This window comes from Nonomuraea sp. NPDC052265 (assembly GCF_044547985.1).
Lineage (GTDB): Bacteria > Actinomycetota > Actinomycetes > Streptosporangiales > Streptosporangiaceae > Nonomuraea.
Genome location: NZ_JBIUBJ010000011.1, coordinates 155,752 through 174,477, shown reverse-complemented (window position 1 = coordinate 174,477; position 18,726 = coordinate 155,752). Strand labels below are relative to the sequence as shown.

Here is an 18,726-nt window from a genome sequence, read left to right as displayed (position 1 = left end):
TCCGGCCAAGGCGGAGTAGCTCAGTCAGGCAGAGCAAACGGCTCATAATCGTTGTGTCGCCGGTTCAAGTCCGGCCTCCGCTACTACCCAATCCCAGGTCGGTCGGCCTGGGTACGGGTGTGTCCATGTCCCGAACGTAGAAAGGCACTCCCAAGTGGCTGCCACCGACGTTAGGCCGAAGATCACGCTGGCCTGCCAGGAGTGCAAGCACCGCAACTACATCACGCGGAAGAACCGGCGCAACGACCCGGATCGGCTTGAGCTGAAGAAGTACTGCCCGAACTGCCGCTGCCACCGCGCGCACCGCGAAACCCGCTAGCGGTACTTCTGCCTCCACATCGCACAACCGGCGTCCCCGTACGGGGCGCCGGTTTGTCGTGTTTTCGGCACCTTTGAGCGCCCTTCTTAGGCGCTGACCCGGGCCCCGGCAAAAAGCACGTCATGAGCGGCGACAGCCGAACCTTGTTCTGTTACCGTCTGCCTCAGCAGCGCTCGTTGAAGACGTACGAGGGAGCACTGATGGCCTTGAACCGTGACTTCGTGGGCAGGACCTATCCATCCGGCGCCCCGTACGAGGTCAGCCGGGTGAAGATCAAGGAGTTCGCGGCCGCGATCGGCGACCACAACCCGGTCTACCGCGACAGGGAGGCCGCCAGGGCCGCCGGATACCCCGACGTGATCGCGCCGCCCACGTTCCCCATCGTGTTCAGCCTGCAGGCGGGCGGCGAGGCGCTGGTCGACCCCGAGCTGGGCCTGAACCTCGCGATGGTGGTCCACGGCGAGCAGCGGTTCGAGTACGTCAGGCCCATCTGCGCGGGCGACGAGCTGGTCACCACCGCGACGATCACCGACATCCGGAGCGCGGGACGCAACGAGCTGCTGACGATCAGGAGCGACGTGTCGACGGCCGCCGGAGAGCCGGTCTGCACGACCTACAACACGATCGTCGAGCGCGGAGGGGCGGGCTGAGATGGCGGCCACGGTGAGGTACGACGAGGTCGAGGTCGGGCAGGAGCTCCCGGCCGTGGACTACAATGTCCGGCGGCTGAACCTCGTCATGTACGCCGGCGCCTCCGGCGACTTCAACCAGATCCACTGGAACGAGCGCTTCGCCAGGACGGTCGGGCTGCCCGACGTGATCGCGCACGGCATGTTCACGATGGCGCAGGCGGGCAGGTTCGTCACGGACTGGGCGGGCGATCCGGGCGCCGTGGTGGACTTCGGGGTGCGGTTCTCGTCGATGGTGATCGTGCCCGACGACGACCAGGGGGCGACGATCGCGGTCAGCGGGGTCGTGGAGGAGAAGCTTGAGGACAAGCGGGTGGTCGTCGGGCTGACGGCCAAGGCGGGCGACGCGAAGGTCCTGTCGAAGGCACGTGCGGTGATACAGCTCTCCTGATGCCGTGATATGTCGGGCGGGTCGCGGGTAGCCCGTGTTGTTATGAGTGAAGTTGCGCGACAGGTCTGGCCCACCGTCCGTTCCATCCCCGTGTCGTCCGTGACCGATGGCAAGCCTCCCGCTCACCTGCGTCCCGCGTCCCCTGAACAGGTGGGGGGCAGCACCGGCAGCGGACGGGACACCACGGGCGGTTCCGCCACCGGGGTCGGCACCGGACGGGCCCGGCCCAGGGGCGTCGGCGCGCACGGGAACCCCGCCGCCGCGCTGGGCTTCTCGGGCGACCCCGGCCAGCACGGCGATCCCGACGACACGATGCTGCACGCCCAGCGCGTCTGGGACGCCACGCTCGCCACGAACCGCATGGACGACCTGGGCGTCAACACCGAGCGCCAGCGCGTCGAGACCAGGGACGTGACGGTCTGCGCCGGACTGCTCGTGGACGGCCGGCCCGGGGACGTGCTGGCGTGCGTCCAGTCGGTGATCGACCACACGCACACCCGGATCCTGGCCCTCGACCTGGGGAACGTCGACGGCGCGGGAGACGTTCTGGACGAGCTGGCCGAGCGGTATCCGGAGCGGATCGCGGTGTGGCACGTCGCCGAGACCTCGCGGGCATGCGGGGGCACGGCGGGGTGGGGCGAGGGCCGTACCAAGCTGTTGCGGCTGGACGAGTCCGAGGTGCACGTGCTGATGGAGCCTTCGCTCGCGCTGACCGGCGACGCGTTGACGCCGCTGGTGGCGGCCATCGTGGAAGGGGCGGTGGCGGCGGGGTGGCAGGCGGCCGAGGGCGAGGAGCCCGGCAGGGTGCGGGCGTTGCGCTGCGACCTGATGGCGGTGCGCAGGGCGGCGGCGCTGGGGGCGTTCCCCGAGGGCGCGGAGCGCGGCGAGGACGCCGACCTGGAGTTCTCGCACGCGCTGGAGGGCAGCCTGGTGGTGCCAGAGGGCCCGCTCCCGGTCCTCCGGCTCGACTCCGAGCACCACGGCGAGCAGGCCCTCCGCAGCTGAGCCCACCCCGGCAAGCCGGCCGTCGGGAGCCCGTGCCCCGAACGAGCGGATGTGCCCACGAATGGGACGCAGGTGCCCCCGAACGGCCGAATGTGCTCCCGGCAAGGAGGTCGCCGCCCGGATGGGGCGCCGCCCGGATGGGCGCCCCCCAGGTGGGCGCTGCCCGGGTTGGGGGCCGCCCGGGTGGGGTGTCGGGTGGGCTGGGGGGCTCATAAGCTTGGGGGCCATGGAGATGCTCGCGTCGCACACCACCCTGGGCCTGGGCGGCCCCGCCCGCGACTTCGCTGAGGCGGCCACGGCGGAGCAGCTCGTGTCCCTCGTCGCCGAGGCCGACATGAAGGGCGTGCCGACCCTGATCCTCGGCGGCGGCAGCAACGTGGTGATCGGTGACGCCGGGTTCGACGGGCTGGTCGTCAAGGTGGCCACCGAGGGCGTGGCGGTCTCCAGGGACGGCGAGCAGGTGCTGCTCACGGTCGAGGCGGGCCAGGACTGGGATCCGCTGGTCGCGCGGGCCGTGGCCGAGGGATGGTCCGGCGTCGAGTGCATGTCCGGCATTCCGGGCCTGGTGGGATCGACCCCGATCCAGAACGTCGGCGCGTACGGCCAGGAGGTCGCGCAGACCATCAGGTGCGTACGGGCCTACGACCGGCGCACCCGGCAGGTGGTCGACCTGGAGGCGCGCCAGTGCGGGTTCTCCTACCGCGACAGCGCCTTCAAGCGGGACCTGTCGCGGCACGTGGTGCTCGCCGTGACGTACGCGCTGGACGTGTCGGACCTGTCCGGGCCGGTGGCCTACCAGGAGCTGGCCGGGCGGCTCGGGGTGGAGCTCGGCGGACGCGTGCCCCTCGGCCTGGCCCGTGACGCGGTCCTGGGGTTGCGGCGGGGCAAGGGCATGGTCTTCGACCCGGCGGCCGACCCCGACAGCCGCAGCGCGGGCTCGTTCTTCACCAACCCGATCCTGACCGCCGAGGACGCCGACGAGCTGGCCGGACGCGCTCCCGGCCACCCGCGCTGGGACATGCCCGACGGCCGCGTCAAAGTGCCGGCCGCCTGGCTGATCGAGCAGGCGGGCTTCCCCAAGGGCTACGAGCGCGGCCCGGTGCGCATCTCCGCCAAGCACACGCTGGCCCTGGCCAACCCCGAGGGCGCCGCCACCACGGCCGACCTGCTGGCGCTGGCCGCGGAGGTGCGCGACGGGGTGCGGGAGAAGTTCGGCGTCACGCTGGTCAACGAGCCGGTGCTGGTCGGCTGCACGCTGGCGGACGAGCTGGGGGAACAGCCGGCGGAATGACGGCTCTGCGTGGGCTGTTATGGTGTGTTGGTAATTCCGAAGGGGAGTAGTCCCAATCGTGTGATCGACATACTGGCGCGTGATCGCGCCCGGTCACACGGGCCTTGACGGGCGGACGAGACCTTCGGCCTGGCAGTCATGGACAAAGACGCTGCCGGGCCGAAAGTCGTGCCCGAAGATCCCCCGGGTGCCCGCTTCCGGTCTGGTCGCGGGAAAGAGGACCGGTTGGAAGCGTTCTGGATCAGTCTCGCGGTCATTTTCGTGGCCGAGCTCGGTGACAAGAGCCAGCTCATGGCGATGACGTTCGCCACCCGTTTCAAGCCCTGGCCCGTGCTCGCGGGCATCACCATCGCCACCACGGTCGTGCACCTGTTGAGCGTGGCCGTGGGCGAGCTGGTCGGGAAGGCGCTGCCGACGACGGCCATCTCGATCGTGGCCGGCGTGGCCTTCCTCGGGTTCGCCCTCTGGACGTTGCGGGGCGACGAGCTGACCAAGGAGGAGGAGGACAAGGCCCGCCGTACGACCAGGAACGTCCTGATCGCGGTGACCGTGGCGTTCTTCCTGAGCGAGCTGGGCGACAAGACGATGCTCGCCACGATCACCCTGGCCACGCAGCACGGCTGGGTCGGCACCTGGATCGGCTCGACCGTGGGCATGGTCGCCGCCGACGCCCTGGCCATCGTCGTCGGCCGCATGCTCGGCAAGCACCTCCCCGAGAAGGCCATCAGGTACGGCGCCGCCGCCGCGTTCGCGGTGTTCGGCATCGTGCTGCTGGTCGACGCGATCCTCTAGGGGCGCGGCGGCAGCGCCTGGTGGACGCCGGCGTCGCTTTCCGGGCTGCCCCAGGCGTCGAGGAAGGGCGCGAGGTCCACGCCGGTGGCGGCGACGGCGCACACCACGGTGCCGGCCGCCGCGCCCGGCGTCACGCCGTGGGGGCGGCCGGACACGCTCGCGGGCCGGCCGACGGCTCCGAACACCTCGTGGAGCCGCCCGAGGGCCGTCGCCGTCAGTCGAGCGTGAAGTGGTCGGGGCCCGCGTAGCGGCCGGTGGCGAGCTTCTCGCGCTGCATGAGCAGGTCGTTGAGCAGCGAGGACGCGCCCAGCCTGAACCACTCGGGGGAGAGCCAGTCGCCGCCCGCCGTCTCGTTGACCAGCACCAGGTTCTTGATGGCGTCCTTGGTCGTGCGGATGCCGCCGGCCGGCTTCACGCCCACCTGGCGGCCGGTCGCGTCGCGGAAGTCGCGCACCGCCTCCAGCATGATCAGGGTCACCGGCAACGTGGCCGCCGGGGACACCTTGCCGGTCGAGGTCTTGATGAAGTCGGCGCCCGCGATCATGGCCAGCCAGGACGCCCGGCGCACGTTGTCGTAGGTCGCCAGCTCGCCCGTCTCCAGGATCACCTTCAGGTGCGCCGGACCGCAGGCGGCCTTGATCGCGACGATCTCGTCGTAGACCTTCATGTGGTCGCCGGACAGGAACGCGCCGCGGTCGATCACCATGTCGATCTCGTCGGCGCCCGCGGCCACGGCCAGCGCCGTGTCGCTCACCTTGACCTCCAGCGAGGAGCGCCCGCTGGGGAACGCGGTGGCGACCGAGGCCACCTTGACCCCCGACCCGGCCACCGCCCGGACGGCCACCGGCACCATGTCGGGATAGACGCACACCGCCGCCACCCTGGGGGCGCCGCCGCCCGGGTGCACGGCCTTGGTGCACATGGCCCGCACCTTGCCCGCCGTGTCGGCGCCTTCGAGCGTCGTCAGGTCGACCATGGAAATGGCCAGGTCGATGGCCTGGGCCTTGGCCGTGGTCTTGATGGAACGGGTGCCGAGCATGGCCGCCCGCTGGTCGGCGCCCACCCGGTCGACTCCGGGAAGGCCGTGCAGGAAGGCGCGCAGCGTCGCGTGGGACGAGGCGACGTCCGCGAGCGAGGTAGTCACAGTTGACACCTTCACAGCATCGCCGACCAGGGCCACTACCTCCAAACCGGACGGACGGGAACGCCGCCTAAGGCGGGGTGGGCCCTGTCCTAGGTATGTCCGGCCCCGCGTACGCCCGCAGATAGGGCATCCACCCGATGTGCCGGGGTGGGCCTTAGCCCGAACATTGAAGATGTCAGGGAAAAGCAGCAAATGTTCAGGAGAACACGATGAACCCCGAACTCGAGTACGAGCTCATGAAGTCCCACGCCAGCGAGCTCCGGCAGGCCGCTGCCGAGCACCGCCGAGTACGCGAGGCCATGAAGGGAAACAAGACCGAGCGTCGCTCGGTCTTCGGCAAGCGCCGTTCGTCATGACCGCCCCAAGAGAGCCCGGCCGCGTCGTCCATCGTGGCGGCCGGGCCTCTGCACCCCCCTAAAGCCGTCGAATGTGATTGATAGGGCATGGCATGCTGAACGACATGCTGGGACGTTCGGTGAGTCCCGTCTTCGTCGGGCGGGCGGAGGAGCTCGCCACGCTCGCCGAGAGCTTCGACGAGGCGCGTAAGGGCACGGTGACGGCCGTGCTGATGGGTGGAGAGGCAGGGGTCGGCAAGAGCCGGCTCGTGCAGCGCTTCGCCGAGACCTGCGTCGCCGACGGCGCGCAGGTGCTGGTCGGTGGCTGCGTGGAGCTGTCCACCGAGGGTCTGGCCTACGCGCCCTTCACGGCCGCGCTCAGGCAGCTCGTCAGGGAGCACGGCCCCGCCGCGGTGGCCGCGCTGTTGCCCGAAGGGGGCCAGCGCGATCTGGCCAGGCTGCTGCCGGAGTTCGGCGAGCCCAGCGGCGACGGGGAGACCGACACGGGCCGCGCCCGGCTCTTCGAGCAGTTCCTCACCCTTCTCGAACGCCTCGCGGACAGCCGCCCCACGGTCCTCGTCATCGAGGACATCCATTGGGCCGACCGGTCCAGCCGCGACCTGATCGCCTTCCTCAGCCGCAACCTGCACGCCCCGCAGGTGCTCATCGTCATGACCTACCGCTCCGACGACCTGCACCGGCAGCATCCGCTCCGCCCGGTGCTGGCCGAGCTCGGCCGGGTCAACGGCGTGCACCGCCTGGACCTGCCCCGCCTGTCGCGCGACGAGGTGGCCGCCCAGATGGCCGGCATCCTCGGCACCGCCCCCGCCTACGTGAAGGTCCAGAAGGTCTACGAACGCAGCGAGGGCATTCCGCTGTTCGTGGAGGCCCTGCTCGACGGCGGCGAGGACTGCACGTTCCCCGAGTCCATGCAGGACCTCATTCTCAGCGCCGTCGAACGGCTGCCCGAGGAGACCCAGCGCGTCCTGCGCATGGCCGCCGCGGGCGGCAACCGGGTCGGTCACGCCCTGCTGGCCGCCGTCTGCGGGCTGTCCGAGATCGAGCTGGAGGCGGCCCTGCGTCCCGCCATCGCCGGGAACGTGCTGCAGATCGCCGACAACCGCGCCTACGTCTTCAGGCACGCGCTGATCCGGGAGGCCGTGCACGAGGAGCTGCTGCCGGGCGAGCACCAGCGCCTGCACTCCAGGTACGCCGAGGAGATCTCCAAGGACCGCGGGCTCGTGCCGCCCGGCCGGGCCGCCGTCGAGCTGGCCCACCACTGGTACGGCGCCCGCAACGACCTCTGGGCCCTGGTCTCGGCCTGGGAGGCCGCGCAGAAGTCGTTCAAGGCGTACGCCTACACCGAGGCCGTGCCGCTGCTGGAACGCGTGCTCATGCTCTGGGACCGGGTCCCCGACGCCGCCGCGCGCATCGGCGCCGACCACACCGCCGTGCTCGAACGCGCCTCCGAGGCCGCGAACGCCGGTGGCGAGGTGGACAAGGGTGTGAAGTTCGTCAAGGCCGCCCTCGCCGAGCTGGACGAGACCGAGGAACCGGGCCGGGTGGCCGCGCTCATCGTGCGTCAGGCGTCGTTCAAGGTGTCGAAGGGCCAGATGGGCGTCATCGAGCTGCTCCGGCACGCCCTGCGGCTCGTGCCCGATCCGTGCCCGGTGCGCGCGGAGGTCGTCATGACGCTGAGCAGGCAGCTCATGCTCCGCGGCCACGTCGCCGAGGCCGACGAGCTGATCGTCGAGGGCCTCGACCTGGTCCGGCGGTCCGGCGACAGGTGCCTCGAAGCCGACCTGCTGATGAACATGGCGCTCGGCCACTCCCTGCGAGGCGAGCTGGAGCGGGTCATCGCCGTCAACGACCAGGCGATCGGCCTCGGCAAGGACGAGGGATCTGGCCGGATCATCATCAGGGCGCTCGGCAACAACATCGACTCGCTGATCGACATGGGCCGCGCCGAGGAGGCCCTGCGCCTGTCGGAGGAGGCCTGGCGCTACGCCAAGAAGTACGGCAGGCTGCGCGGCAGCGGGCTGTTCATCCTCAACAACTGGGCCGAGGCGCTGGAGTCGCTCGGCCGCTGGGACGAGGCGCTCGACCGCGTGGAGAGCGCGCTCAACTACGGGCCGGTGCTGCGCACCCGGTACGCCGTGCTGCGCGTCCGGGCCGACATCGGGCTGGCCAGGGGCGAGGTGCAGCTCGTCGAGGGCATCCTGTCGGAGATCGGCGTGCTCAAGGACCGCCCTGAGGACTTCGTCCAGGACGTCATCAGCAACGCGCGCCTGCACATCGGCTGGCACCTGCTCAAGGGCGAGCCGTGGGCGGCGCTGGCCGTGGCCGAGCGGGCGCTGTCGCATCCGAAGCTGCCGAGCAAGGCCATGCTGGGCTGGCGGCTGCTGTCCCTGCTGCGCACGGTCTGCGACGCGGCGGAAGACCTCGAACCCGGCCGGACCGCCGCGGTCCGGGCACATGCCGCCGAGCTGGCGGCCGAGCTGACGATCAGCGGGCCGGTGGCGGAGGCGTACCGGCTGTCCTACAGCGGCGACTTCGACGCCTCGGCGGCGGCGTGGGAGCGGCTGATGCGTCCGCACAACCAGGCCAAGGCCCTGCTGCGGGCGGCCACCGCCGCGGCCAGGTGCGGCGACAGGGACGGCGCGGCGGCCCGGCTCCGGCAGGCGCGCCCGCTCGCCGCCGCGCTGCGCGCCACCCCGCTGATCGAGGAGATCGAGGCGCTGTCGCGCCGCGTGGGCGGCGGCCAGCAGGCCCAGGAGGCGACGTCGGACGTGCTGACGCCGCGCGAGCTGGAGGTGCTGCGCCTGGTGACCCAGGGCCGCACGAATAGAGACATCGCCGCCGAACTGTTCATCTCGGCGAAGACGGTCAGCGTGCACGTGTCAAACATCCTGGCCAAGCTGGGCGTCACCACGCGCGGGGAGGCCGCCGCGGCGGCGCATCGCCTGTCACTCCTGTCCTAGGAGCTCCGGGCCCCTCTGAGCACTCGGACCGACCGTCTACGCTGGCAAGGTGATGTCCCTATACCTCACCCTGGGCTGACGGCGATGTTCGACTACGCACCCGCGCCAGAGTCGCGCGACATTGTCGATCTCAAGCCGTCGTACGGGTTGTTCATCAACGGTGAGTTCGTGGACGGCTCCGGCTCCCCCTTCAAGACGGTCAACCCGGCGACGGAGGAGAAGCTGGCGGAAGTCGCCTCGGCCTCCTCCGACGACGTCGACCGGGCCGTGCAGGCGGCGCGCAAGGCGTTCGGCGTGTGGAGCGCCCTGCCGGGCGCCGAGCGGGCCAAGTACCTGTTCCGCATCGCGCGCCTGATCCAGGAGCGGGCCCGCGAGCTGGCCGTCCTGGAGTCCCTCGACAACGGCAAGCCGATCCGCGAGTCGCGCGACGTCGACCTGCCGCTGGTCGCGGCCCACTTCTTCTACTACGCCGGCTGGGCCGACAAGCTGGCCCACGCCGGGTTCGGCACCAAGCCGCTCGGTGTGGCCGGCCAGGTCATCCCGTGGAACTTCCCGCTGCTCATGCTGGCCTGGAAGATCGCTCCCGCGCTGGCCTGCGGCAACACGGTGGTGCTCAAGCCCGCCGAGACCACGCCGCTGACCGCGCTGCTGTTCGCGGAGATCTGTCAGCAGGCCGAGCTGCCGCCCGGCGTGGTCAACATCGTGACCGGCGCGGGCGACACCGGCGCCGCCCTGGTGGCCCACCCCGACGTCAACAAGGTGGCCTTCACCGGCTCGACCGAGGTCGGCCGGATCATCGCCCGCACGGTCGCGGGCACCGACAAGAAGCTCACGCTGGAGCTCGGCGGCAAGGCCGCGAACATCGTGTTCGACGACGCCGCCATCGACCAGGCGGTCGAGGGCATCGTCAACGGCATCTTCTTCAACCAGGGCCACGTCTGCTGCGCGGGCTCCCGGCTGCTGGTGCAGGAGTCCGTCCACGACGAGCTGCTGGAGTCGCTGAAGCGGCGGCTCGGCACGCTGCGGCTCGGCGACCCGCTCGACAAGAACACCGACATCGGCGCGATCAACTCGGCCGAGCAGCTCGCCAAGATCCGCGAGCTGTCCGAGGCCGGGGCCGACGAGGGCGCCGAGCGCTGGTCGCCCGCGTGCGAGCTGCCCGACCGGGGCTACTGGTTCCCGCCGACCCTGTTCACCGGGGTCGCCCAGTCCCACAGGATCGCCCGGGAGGAGATCTTCGGGCCGGTGCTGTCCGTGCTGACCTTCCGCACCCCCGCGGAGGCGGTGGAGAAGGCCAACAACACCCCGTACGGGCTGTCGGCCGGGGTCTGGACCGAGAAGGGCTCGCGCATCCTGTGGATGGCCGACCGGCTGCGGGCCGGGGTCGTCTGGGCCAACACGTTCAACAAGTTCGACCCCACCTCGCCGTTCGGCGGCTACAAGGAGTCGGGGTACGGCCGTGAAGGCGGGCTCGCGGGGCTGGAGGCCTACCTTGACGTGTGATCATCGCCGTGCCGGGCGGTCCGGGCGGCGTGCCCAGGCCACCCGCGGCCACGCCTTCGCCCGCGCCGGCCGGCCCGTACGCGTCGGCTGGTACGCCCACCGCTGCGGCGTCAGCAGGTGCGGCCAGGTGTTCGCCCCGGTTCAGACGTCACAGGAGTCCACGTGGAGAGGTCGGGGCGATGAGTAGGTTGTCCGTCAGAAAGACCTACAAGCTGTACATCGGCGGGGCCTTCCCGCGCTCGGAGAGTGGGAGGTCCTATCCCGTGACCTCGCCGAAGGGCGACTTCCTCGCCAACGCCTCGCGCGCCTCGCGCAAGGACGCGCGTGACGCCGTGGTGGCCGCGCGCAAGGCGTTCCCCGGCTGGTCCGGCGCGACCCCCTACAACAGGGGGCAGATCCTCTACCGCGTCGCCGAGATGCTGGAGGGGCGGCGCGGGCAGTTCGCCGAAGAGCTGGGCATGGGCAAGAAGGCCGCCCTGGAGTCGGTGGACGCGGCGGTCGACCGGCTGGTCTGGTACGCGGGCTGGTCCGACAAGATCACGTCGGTGCGCGGGTCGGCCAACCCGGTGGCGGGGCCGTACTTCAACCTGTCCTCGCCGGAGCCGACCGGGGTCGTGGCCGTGGTCGCGCCCGCCGATCCGCTGCTCGGGCTGGTGTCCGTGGTCGCGCCCGTGATCGTCACCGGCAACACGTGCGTCGTGGTCGCCTCCGAGCCCGCGCCGCTCGCCTCGATCACGCTGGCCGAGGTGCTGGCCACGTCCGACCTGCCCGGCGGGGTGGTCAACATCCTGACCGGGCGGCAGGCCGAGCTGGCGCCCTGGCTGGCCGCGCACATGGACGTCAACGGCCTCGACCTGACCGGGGTCGAGGACGCCGACCTGGCGCTGCGCTGCGAGCAGGAGGCGGCCGAGAACCTCAAGCGCGTGCTGCGTCCCGTGCGCGAGGACTGGACGGCCGATCCGGGGCTCGGGCGGATGACGCGGTTCCTGGAGACCAAGACCGTCTGGCATCCGGCCGGCGTCTAGGAGAAACCGGGCGGCCGCAGCGGCGGGTGGGCCGCCTGGAGCTGGGCGGCCAGGGCCAGCAGGTGCGGCTCGCCGCCCGGCGGCGCCACGAGCTGCACGCCGATCGGCAGCGCGCTGGAGTGCGTGGCGACCGGCACGGTCATCGCGGGCCAGCCGCACAGGTTCCAGGGGCCGGTGGTGGGCGCGTACCTGACGTTGACCAGCAGGTTGGGCAGGAGGCCGCGCCCGCCCCAGCGGTCGGCGCGCGGCGGGAGCGCGGCGAGCGCCGGCGTGATCATCACGTCGGCGTCGCCGAACCAGGTGTCGGCGCCGTAGCCGCTCCAGCGCTCACGGCCACGCCGGCCGTCCAGGCCGAGCCTGGTGAGCACGCGTCCGGCGCGGGCGAGCGCGCGGGTGCGGCGCTCCAGGCCGCGCGGGTCGAGGCCGTCGGCGGCTGCGGCGGCCCGGCCGAGCCAGGTGGCCACGCCGGCGGGGCCGAGCCAGGCGGGCAGGCGGTGCGGGTGCTCGACCACGGTGTGCCCGGCCTGCCGCAACGTCTCGGCCGCCGCTCGCACCGCCCCCTGGAACTCCCGGTCGACGGGCAGGCCCGGCGGCAGCGGCCGGGGGGCGTAGGCCACCCGCAGGTCGAACGGCTCCGGGCTGTCCTGGGGCGGTTGCGGCTCCCACACCTCGTCGTCGTCGGCCCAGACCGAGCGCAGCATGCGCGGCTTCGGCTCGATCCGGTGGCCCGTACGCCACGCCTCGGCCAGCGCCGGGTCGGCGGCCAGGACGGACAGCGCGAGCGACAGGTCGGCCGCGGTCGTGGCGAGCGGGCCGTTCTCGGTGAGCCCGTCCCAGTCGTCGGCGGGCGGGGGCACCAGGCCGGTCCCCGGCTTGACGGCCAGCACGCCGCAGCAGGCGCCCGGGATGCGCAGCGACCCCATGCCGTCGTTGCCGAGCGCGATCGGGACCATCCCGGCCGCCACCGCCGCCGCGCTGCCCGAGGAGGAGCCGCCGGCGGTGCGGGCGAGGTTCCAGGGGTTGCGGACGACGCCGTACGGGCTGTCGCCGAAGCCGACCAGCCCCAGCTCCGGCAGGTTCGTCAGCCCGACCACCACCGCGCCCGCCGCGCGCAGGCGGGCCACGGCCGGATGGTCCTCGCGGGCGGGTGTGTCCGGGGTGCCGGCCGAGCCGCCGCGGGTGGGCTCGCCGGCCACCTCCAGGTTGTCCTTGACCGCCACCGGGACCCCGGCGAGCGGCAGGTCGGCCAGGTCACGGCGTTTCCCCACGGCCCGCGCCTCGTCCACCGCCCGCTCCCTGACCAGCCGGAACGCGCCCACCTGGGAATCCCGCTCGGAGATGCGGTGAAGGTGCTCCTCCACCACGGTCGTGGCCGTGACGTCGCCGCGCCGGACGGCCGTCGCGATCTCGATGGCGGTCCTGCCTGCCCACAACATGTCTAGAGTGTGCAGGTTTTCACTCTTCCTTGCGAGAGTTCCTGCCCGGCTCCCGCCCGGCCTGCTTCAACGCCAGCCGCAGCGCGAACTCGATCTGCGCGTTGATGCTGCGCAGGTCGTCGGCCGCCCACTTGGCGATGGCGTCGTAGACGGCCGGGTCGAGGCGGAGCAGGAGCTTCTTGCGCTCAGGCATACAGACTGCCGGCGTTCACCACCGGCTGGATCGCCCGGTCGCCGCACAGGACGACCAGGAGGTTGGAGACCATCTGGGCCTTGCGCTCCTCGTCGAGCTCCACGACCCCTTCCGCGGCCAGCCGGTCGAGCGCGAGCTGGACCATGCCGACCGCGCCCTCGACGATCCTGGTGCGGGCGGCGACCACCTGGCTGGCCTGCTGGCGCACGAGCATGGCCTGGGCGATCTCGGGCGCGTAGGCCAGGTGGGTGATGCGGGCCTCCAGGATCTCGATCCCGGCCAGCTCGGTGCGCTCGCGCAGCTCGGCGGTCAGCTCGCCGGCGACCTCGGCGCCGTCGCGCAGGCTGGTGCGCTCGGGCTCGTGCGAGTCGTACGGGTGGGTGGTCGCGAGGTGCCGGACGGCGGCCTCGGACTGGATCGCGATGTACTCCTCGTAGTCGTCGACGGAGAAGGCGGCCTTGGCCGTGTCGGTGACCTTGTAGACCACCACCGCGGCGATCTCGACCGGGTTGCCGTCGGCGTCGTTGACCTTGAGCTTGGCGGTCTCGAAGTTGCGGACCCGGAGGCTGATCCGGCGCTTGGTGGTGAACGGCGTCACCCACTGCAGCCCCGCCACGTTGACCGTGCCGACGTAGCGGCCGAGGAACTGCACGACCTTCGCCTCGTTGGGGTTGACCACGGTGAAGCCGGAGGACACGAGCACGAAGAGCACGATCCAGGCTATGCCGAGCGTCTCGATCGAGACCAGCGCCGCGCCGCCCGCCAGCAGGAGGAGGACGAGCAGGACCAGGAATCCGTTGATCCGGAAAGCACGACGTTCCATCGCGACTCCTTGCTATCGAAGTGATATCACCATGATAGCCATATAAACTCCATGCACGTGAACGGATCTTCACTTGCCGTCGGTCAGCGCTCGCTGGGCGACCCCTCGATCGAGTTCCCGTTGTCCCCGCCCCTGACGAAGGGCTGTCCGCGGACCAGCACCGACGAGATCGCCTATCCGGTCGAGGTCGTCTACGACTACGGCCGCGTCGACAAGGGCCTGTTCGACCAGGAGCCGGGGCCGGACATCGGGCGCTGGTCGCCGCTGCTGCCGTCCCTGGAGGCGCCCACGCTGGGCGAGGGCGGCACGCCGCTGCTGGAGTTCGACGGGATCTACCTCAAGGACGAGTCCCAGAACCCGACCTGGTCCCACAAGGACCGGCTGAACCGGGTGGCGGTCAGCGCGGCCGTGGCGGAGGGGGCGCCCGGCGTGGTGGTGGCCTCGTCGGGCAACCACGGCGCCTCGGCCGCCGCGTACGCCGCCCGCGCCGGGCTGCCCGCCATCGTGCTGGCCTCGGCGGAGTCGCCGGCCGCGGTGCAGTCGTTCGTGCGGGCGTACGGGGCCAAGGTGTTCTCCGTGCCGGCCGAGGAGCGGTGGCCGCTGCTGCGGGAGGTCGTGGACCGGCTCGGGTACCACCCGGTCAGCAACCGGACCGTGACCCACACCGGCCATCCGTACGGGCCCGAGGGCTACAAGACGATCGCGTACGAGCTGTTCCGCCAGCTCGGAGGCGTGCCCGCGGCGGTCTTCGCGCCCACGGGGTACGCCGAGCTGCTGTTCGGGATGTGGAAGGGCTTCACCGAGCTGCGGCTGCTCGGGCTGGCCGGCGCCGTGCCGCGGATGTTCTCCTGCGAGCCGGCCGCCGGCGGGCCCAACGCGCGGGCCCTGGCCGAGGGCGTGCCCGCGGCGATCGTCGAGCTGGGGGCCAGCGAGGCGTACGGGATCGCGGGGTCGGTCGGCGGGCACCGGGGCGTGCTGGCGGTGCGCGACAGCGGCGGCCAGGCGGTGCTCGTGACGGACGAGGAGATGCGCGCGGCCCAGCGGGACCTGGCGCGGCAGGGCGTGTGGCAGGAGCTGTCGGGTGCCGCGGGCCTGGCGGCCTACCGGAAGCTGCGCCGCGACTTCGACGGGCCGGTGGTGTGCGTGGGCACGTCGAGCGGGTTCAAGGACCTCGGGGTGGGCGAGGAGGTCCACCCGGTCCGCGCGGGCCTGACACTGGCCGACCTGACCGGCTGACGGCGCCCGGCCGCCCGCGCGGACCCGGGCTTTCAGGGTTTGAGCAGGATGCGGAGGGGGCCGAGGGTGGTGAAACCGTGGGCGAGGGCGGCCGCCGGGTCGCTCTCGTAGCCGACCAGCGGGCGGCCGGGGAACAGCTCGGCCGCCATCGCCACCGTGCCCTCCCAGGCGGCGGACTCGTCGCAGCCGGAGGCGAAGACGTTCGAGACGCCCGTCACCGTGCCGCTCGCGTTGAGCGCCGCGCCGCAGACCACGTCGCCCCCGATCCGGCCGTGCACCAGCCGCACGTCCGGCTCGTCGAGCAGTGCGGGCGGGAACAGGCCGGGCGCGTTGCCGGAGAAGCAGGCCGCCGCCCATTCGCCCAGCGCCTCGGGGTCGGCGGCCACCTCCCACACGATCGGGTCGCCGGTGGCCGCCCGGAGGGGACGCCGCGGCGCGTCCGGGGCGGGCCGGCCGATCCACTGGGCCGAGAACAGCACGTCGAAGCCCGGCAGGTCGAGCGTGCCGAAGCTGTCCTTGACCGAGGCGCCCGAGCCCGCGTCGATGCCGTCGAGCACGTCGGCCGCCCCCGCGCCGGGGGAGAGCGTGACGGCGTCGGGATACAGGACGGGGGTCCTGGCCGGGTTGGTCCAGGCGAGCGGGCCGAAGACGCCGGGACGGCCGTGCGCCCGGCACATCGTGTCGCACCAGGCGGCGTTGTCGCGGACGGCTTCGTCGATCAAGGTCGGCTCCGGTTGACGCGGCGGGTGGGCGGCGCGGTGAGCGGATCCTCCGGCCATGGGTGCTTAGGGTAGCGTCCCCTCATCTCCGCCCGTACGGACCGGTAGGCGTCGCGCCAGAACGAGGCCAGATCGGCGGTCACCGCCAATGGACGGCCCGCCGGGGAGAGCAGGTGGACCAGCAGGGGCACGCCGGCGATCCGCGGCGTCTCCTCCCAGCCGAACAGCTCCTGGAGCTTCACCGCCAGCACCGGCTGCTCGCCCGAGTAGTCGACCCTGATCTGCGAGCCGCTGGGGACCTCGACGCGTTCGGGGGCCACGTTCTCCAGGCGTTCGCTCCACGGGATCAGGCGGCGCAGGGCGGCGGCCACGTCGATGCGCTCGACGTCGGCCCGGCGGCGGGCTCTGGACAGCTCCGGCTCCAGCCACTGGTCGGCCAGCGCGATCAGGTCGTCGGTGGCGGGCCACGGAGGGCCGATCGCGCGGTGGGCGAAGGTCAGGCGGTCCTTGAGCTCTTTGGCCTGTTTCGTCCAGGTCAGGAGGTCTTCGGTGCGGAGTCCGTGCAGGATGGCGGGGCGTACGTCGGCGTCCTTGAGCGGCGTGGAGGACAGCTCGATCGCGCCCAGGCGTTCGACCATGCGGGCCGAGACGTCGCCGCGCCGCTCGCCCGGCGGGACGCGCCAGGTGACCTCCTCCTCGACCACCGCGGGCAGGGCCAGCCTGGCGATCTCCTCGTCGATCACCACGGCCTGGCGGACCCGGGCCGAGGCCGAGCCCGTGGGCCTGTCGGCGACGGCGATCGCCAGCCACGGCGCGGTGGACAGCCTGGAGCCCTCGGCGAGCTGGGCCTGCGTGCCCGACGCCATGAGGTACCCGCCGCCGCGCCGCCGCGCCACCCGCTCCGGGAACGCCAGCGCCACGGCCATCCCGGCCAGCACGTCGTCACTCGCGTCCCGCACACCGGGCCCCTCACCGGCGGAGCGGGGCCCCGAGGGGGCCGGGCCGGCCGGGCGCTGGGCGGCGGCCCGGGTGAGGCGGCCGGTCTCCTGGCGCCAGCGGGCGGCGAAGCCCGTGCCGCCCCTGCGGGCCGTACGCCACACCTCGGCGAGGTCGTCGCCCGCGTCCCTGGGCAGCTGCTCCGACAGCAGCGCCACCACCTCGGCGGCCCGCGGACCGAGGTCCAGCAGGGCCCTGGCCAGGCGGGGGTGCACGCCCGCCAGCGCCATGCGCCGCCCGCGACCGGTCACCCGTCCGGCCTCCAGCGCGCCCAGGGCCTCCAGGGTGCGGACGGCGGCCGCCATCGCGGCGGGCGGCGGCCGGTCGAGCAGGGCCAGGCCGACCGCGTCCGCGTCGCCCCAGCAGGCCGCCTGGAGCGCGAACCCGGTCAGGTCGGCGAGCGCGATCTCCGGCCGCGCGTGGTCGGCCAGGCGCTCGTGCTCGGCCGCCGGCCAGCAGCGGTACACGGCGCCCGGAGCCTCCCGCCCGGCGCGGCCGGCCCGCTGGTCGGCGGACGCCTTCGAGACCCTGACCGTGGTGAGCGACCCGAGCCCCCTGGCGTGGTCGGTACGGGGCTCGCGGGCCAGCCCCGAGTCCACCACCACGCGGACGCCCGGCACCGTCAGGCTCGACTCGGCCACCGACGTGGCCAGCACGACCCGGCGGCCGGCCCCGGGCGACAGGACGGCGTCCTGCACGCGGGCGGGCGCCTGGCCGTGCACCTGGAGCACGTCGAGGTCGCCCAGCATCCCCGCGACCCTGCCGATCTCGCCCACCCCCGGCAGGAAGCACAAAACGTCGCCGTCGCGCTCGGCGTACGCCCGCCGGACGACCGAGGCCACGTGCGACAGCAGCGCCGGATCGACGCGCAGGCCGTGGGGCGGCGCGACCGGACGCTCCGGCGGCGCCCACACGATCTCCACCGGGTGGGCCGTCCCCGAGGCGGCCACCACCGGCCCGCCGAGCAGCAGGGACCAGGGGGCCGCGTCGGCGGTGGCCGAGGTGGCCAGCAGGCGCAGGTCGGGACGGAGGGTCTCGCGCACGTCGAGCAGGAACGCGAGCGCGGTGTCGGCGTCGAGATGGCGCTCGTGGCACTCGTCGAGCACGACCGCGTCGACCCCGGCGAGCTCCTGGTCGCGCTGGAGCCGCTGGAGCAGCACGCCGGTGGTGACGACCTCGACCATGGGGTTCGCCCCGGTGTGCCGCTCGCCGCGGATCGTGTAGCTGACGCCCATGCGCCGGGCCGCCGCGCGCACGGCCAGCCGCCGGGGCTCGGCGACCAGCACCCGCAGCCCGGTCGCGGCCAGCGCCAGGGGCACGACCGTGGTCTTGCCCGTGCCGGGCGGCGCGGTGAGCACCGCCGTGCCGTGCCGCTCCAGCGTGGCGAGCAGTTCGGGGAGCGCGTCGTGGATGGGCAGCCGGTCAGGTCGTGACATGCGAGGCAGACAGTACGGAGTCGAGCAGGCCGGGGAAACGTTCGTCGAGGTCGCCGCGGCGCAGGCTGATGAACTTGAGCCGGCCCGCCTGCTTGGAGACGATCACGCCCGCCTCGCGCAGCGACCGGTAATGGTGGGAGGCCGTCGACTTGTGGACGCCGAGATGGTCGCCCGCGGCGGTGCACGTCATCTCGCCGAGGGTGGCCAGGCGCACCACGATCTCCAGCCGGACGGGGTCGGCGAGCGCACGCAGGACCTCCGTGAGCTGGATGTCCTCCTTCGCGGGATGCGGTAGCAGGCGCATGGTGGCACCCTACCTCCCTCTTATTGTTTGACAACTATCCAACTATAGTGACAGTTTGACGGGCGTCCAACTATTGGCTGGAGGTTCCATGAGTTCCCGGCTCTATCC

Annotated in this window: 19 protein-coding genes and 1 tRNA gene; 12 read left to right on the top strand and 8 right to left on the bottom strand. The window is 72.5% G+C overall.

What is annotated here, in order from left to right; genetic code table 11:
• Positions 1–9 precede the first annotated feature (9 nt).
• From ACIHAD_RS29630 to ACIHAD_RS29600, 7 genes are all read left to right on the top strand, one after another.
• A tRNA-Met gene (locus ACIHAD_RS29630) sits at positions 10–83 on the top strand.
• A gap of 71 nt (positions 84–154) precedes the next feature.
• On the top strand, positions 155–319 hold the full coding sequence (rpmG, locus tag ACIHAD_RS29625; protein WP_019632658.1) for a 50S ribosomal protein L33: 165 nt from the start codon (positions 155–157) through the stop codon (positions 317–319).
• A 200-nt stretch (positions 320–519) separates the two neighbouring features.
• Complete coding sequence (locus ACIHAD_RS29620) at positions 520–969, top strand: MaoC family dehydratase N-terminal domain-containing protein (RefSeq protein WP_397357909.1); 450 nt, start codon at positions 520–522, stop codon at positions 967–969.
• 1 nt (position 970) lies between these two features.
• The gene (locus tag ACIHAD_RS29615) at positions 971–1,399 is read left to right on the top strand and encodes a MaoC family dehydratase (protein ID WP_397357908.1); all 429 of its coding nucleotides are present in this window, start codon (positions 971–973) and stop codon (positions 1,397–1,399) included.
• A gap of 150 nt (positions 1,400–1,549) precedes the next feature.
• Entirely contained in the window at positions 1,550–2,404 is an 855-nt protein-coding gene (locus ACIHAD_RS29610) for a hypothetical protein (protein ID WP_397357907.1), read from the top strand.
• A gap of 226 nt (positions 2,405–2,630) precedes the next feature.
• Positions 2,631–3,695 (top strand): UDP-N-acetylmuramate dehydrogenase, encoded by a 1,065-nt coding sequence (locus ACIHAD_RS29605; RefSeq protein WP_397357906.1) that lies wholly within the window; start codon positions 2,631–2,633, stop codon positions 3,693–3,695.
• A gap of 225 nt (positions 3,696–3,920) precedes the next feature.
• Positions 3,921–4,487 (top strand): TMEM165/GDT1 family protein, encoded by a 567-nt coding sequence (locus tag ACIHAD_RS29600; protein ID WP_397357905.1) that lies wholly within the window; start codon positions 3,921–3,923, stop codon positions 4,485–4,487.
• Here the strand turns inward: ACIHAD_RS29600 and ACIHAD_RS29595 are convergent.
• Together ACIHAD_RS29595 and deoC are read right to left on the bottom strand one after the other, a co-directional pair.
• On the bottom strand, positions 4,484–4,672 hold the full coding sequence (locus tag ACIHAD_RS29595) for a hypothetical protein (RefSeq protein WP_397357904.1): 189 nt from the start codon (positions 4,670–4,672) through the stop codon (positions 4,484–4,486). The genes ACIHAD_RS29600 and ACIHAD_RS29595 overlap by 4 nt on opposite strands.
• Before the next feature lie 29 nt (positions 4,673–4,701).
• Positions 4,702–5,631 (bottom strand): deoxyribose-phosphate aldolase, encoded by a 930-nt coding sequence (deoC, locus tag ACIHAD_RS29590; RefSeq protein ID WP_397357903.1) that lies wholly within the window; start codon positions 5,629–5,631, stop codon positions 4,702–4,704.
• A gap of 209 nt (positions 5,632–5,840) precedes the next feature.
• Here deoC and ACIHAD_RS29585 point away from each other — a divergent pair, with 209 nt between their 5' ends.
• The 4 genes from ACIHAD_RS29585 to ACIHAD_RS29570 all read left to right on the top strand — a co-directional run bounded on the left by ACIHAD_RS29585 (position 5,841) and on the right by ACIHAD_RS29570 (position 11,475).
• Complete coding sequence (locus ACIHAD_RS29585) at positions 5,841–5,987, top strand: hypothetical protein (RefSeq protein WP_397357902.1); 147 nt, start codon at positions 5,841–5,843, stop codon at positions 5,985–5,987.
• A gap of 104 nt (positions 5,988–6,091) precedes the next feature.
• Positions 6,092–8,947, top strand: coding sequence for a helix-turn-helix transcriptional regulator (locus ACIHAD_RS29580; protein WP_397357901.1), 2,856 nt, complete (start codon positions 6,092–6,094; stop codon positions 8,945–8,947).
• Positions 8,948–9,031: 84 nt separating this feature from the next.
• Positions 9,032–10,450: an aldehyde dehydrogenase family protein gene (locus tag ACIHAD_RS29575; protein WP_397357900.1), complete on the top strand. Its 1,419-nt coding sequence runs from the start codon at positions 9,032–9,034 to the stop codon at positions 10,448–10,450.
• 179 nt (positions 10,451–10,629) lie between these two features.
• A complete protein-coding gene (locus ACIHAD_RS29570; RefSeq protein WP_397357899.1) occupies positions 10,630–11,475 on the top strand; it encodes an aldehyde dehydrogenase family protein in 846 nt (281 codons plus the stop codon).
• Here the strand turns inward: ACIHAD_RS29570 and ACIHAD_RS29565 are convergent.
• From ACIHAD_RS29565 to ACIHAD_RS29555, 3 genes are read right to left on the bottom strand one after another with little or no spacing between them, the layout of a single operon-like run.
• Positions 11,472–12,911 carry an amidase gene (locus tag ACIHAD_RS29565; RefSeq protein ID WP_397357898.1) on the bottom strand — a complete coding sequence of 480 codons (1,440 nt, stop codon included), beginning with the start codon at positions 12,909–12,911 and terminating at the stop codon, positions 11,472–11,474. The two genes, ACIHAD_RS29570 and ACIHAD_RS29565, sit on opposite strands and share 4 nt — an antisense overlap.
• Before the next feature lie 19 nt (positions 12,912–12,930).
• Positions 12,931–13,104, bottom strand: coding sequence for a hypothetical protein (locus ACIHAD_RS29560; protein WP_397357897.1), 174 nt, complete (start codon positions 13,102–13,104; stop codon positions 12,931–12,933).
• On the bottom strand, positions 13,097–13,927 hold the full coding sequence (locus ACIHAD_RS29555; protein ID WP_397357896.1) for an SPFH domain-containing protein: 831 nt from the start codon (positions 13,925–13,927) through the stop codon (positions 13,097–13,099). The genes ACIHAD_RS29560 and ACIHAD_RS29555 overlap by 8 nt, the downstream gene beginning before the upstream one ends.
• A gap of 57 nt (positions 13,928–13,984) precedes the next feature.
• On the opposite strand from ACIHAD_RS29555, the gene ACIHAD_RS29550 reads away from it, so the two are divergent.
• Positions 13,985–15,163, top strand: coding sequence for a pyridoxal-phosphate dependent enzyme (locus ACIHAD_RS29550; RefSeq protein ID WP_397357895.1), 1,179 nt, complete (start codon positions 13,985–13,987; stop codon positions 15,161–15,163).
• A 32-nt stretch (positions 15,164–15,195) separates the two neighbouring features.
• Here the strand turns inward: ACIHAD_RS29550 and ACIHAD_RS29545 are convergent, their stop codons facing one another.
• Genes ACIHAD_RS29545 through ACIHAD_RS29535 form a run of 3 tightly spaced genes read right to left on the bottom strand, consistent with a single transcriptional unit; the run spans position 15,196 to position 18,618 of the window.
• Positions 15,196–15,885 carry a hypothetical protein gene (locus ACIHAD_RS29545; RefSeq protein WP_397357894.1) on the bottom strand — a complete coding sequence of 230 codons (690 nt, stop codon included), beginning with the start codon at positions 15,883–15,885 and terminating at the stop codon, positions 15,196–15,198.
• On the bottom strand, positions 15,882–18,314 hold the full coding sequence (gene hrpB / locus ACIHAD_RS29540) for an ATP-dependent helicase HrpB (RefSeq protein ID WP_397357893.1): 2,433 nt from the start codon (positions 18,312–18,314) through the stop codon (positions 15,882–15,884). Before hrpB ends, ACIHAD_RS29545 begins: the two co-directional genes overlap by 4 nt.
• Positions 18,301–18,618: an ArsR/SmtB family transcription factor gene (locus ACIHAD_RS29535; protein ID WP_397357892.1), complete on the bottom strand. Its 318-nt coding sequence runs from the start codon at positions 18,616–18,618 to the stop codon at positions 18,301–18,303. Before ACIHAD_RS29535 ends, hrpB begins: the two co-directional genes overlap by 14 nt.
• Positions 18,619–18,726: the final 108 nt, after the last annotated feature.

Bases quoted from the DNA above. Each gene is read 5' to 3' on its own strand.
- hrpB (WP_397357893.1), bottom strand. From the start codon at position 18,314: ATGTCACGACCTGACCGGCTGCCCATCCACGACGCGCTCCCCGAACTG.
- ACIHAD_RS29615 (WP_397357908.1), top strand. From the start codon at position 971: ATGGCGGCCACGGTGAGGTACGACGAGGTCGAGGTCGGGCAGGAGCTC.
- ACIHAD_RS29585 (WP_397357902.1), top strand. From the start codon at position 5,841: ATGAACCCCGAACTCGAGTACGAGCTCATGAAGTCCCACGCCAGCGAG.
- ACIHAD_RS29570 (WP_397357899.1), top strand. From the start codon at position 10,630: ATGAGTAGGTTGTCCGTCAGAAAGACCTACAAGCTGTACATCGGCGGG.
- ACIHAD_RS29580 (WP_397357901.1), top strand. From the start codon at position 6,092: ATGCTGGGACGTTCGGTGAGTCCCGTCTTCGTCGGGCGGGCGGAGGAG.
- ACIHAD_RS29555 (WP_397357896.1), bottom strand. From the start codon at position 13,927: ATGGAACGTCGTGCTTTCCGGATCAACGGATTCCTGGTCCTGCTCGTC.
- ACIHAD_RS29565 (WP_397357898.1), bottom strand. From the start codon at position 12,911: ATGTTGTGGGCAGGCAGGACCGCCATCGAGATCGCGACGGCCGTCCGG.
- ACIHAD_RS29575 (WP_397357900.1), top strand. From the start codon at position 9,032: ATGTTCGACTACGCACCCGCGCCAGAGTCGCGCGACATTGTCGATCTC.
- ACIHAD_RS29605 (WP_397357906.1), top strand. From the start codon at position 2,631: ATGGAGATGCTCGCGTCGCACACCACCCTGGGCCTGGGCGGCCCCGCC.
- ACIHAD_RS29535 (WP_397357892.1), bottom strand. From the start codon at position 18,618: ATGCGCCTGCTACCGCATCCCGCGAAGGAGGACATCCAGCTCACGGAG.
- ACIHAD_RS29560 (WP_397357897.1), bottom strand. From the start codon at position 13,104: ATGCCTGAGCGCAAGAAGCTCCTGCTCCGCCTCGACCCGGCCGTCTAC.
- ACIHAD_RS29620 (WP_397357909.1), top strand. From the start codon at position 520: ATGGCCTTGAACCGTGACTTCGTGGGCAGGACCTATCCATCCGGCGCC.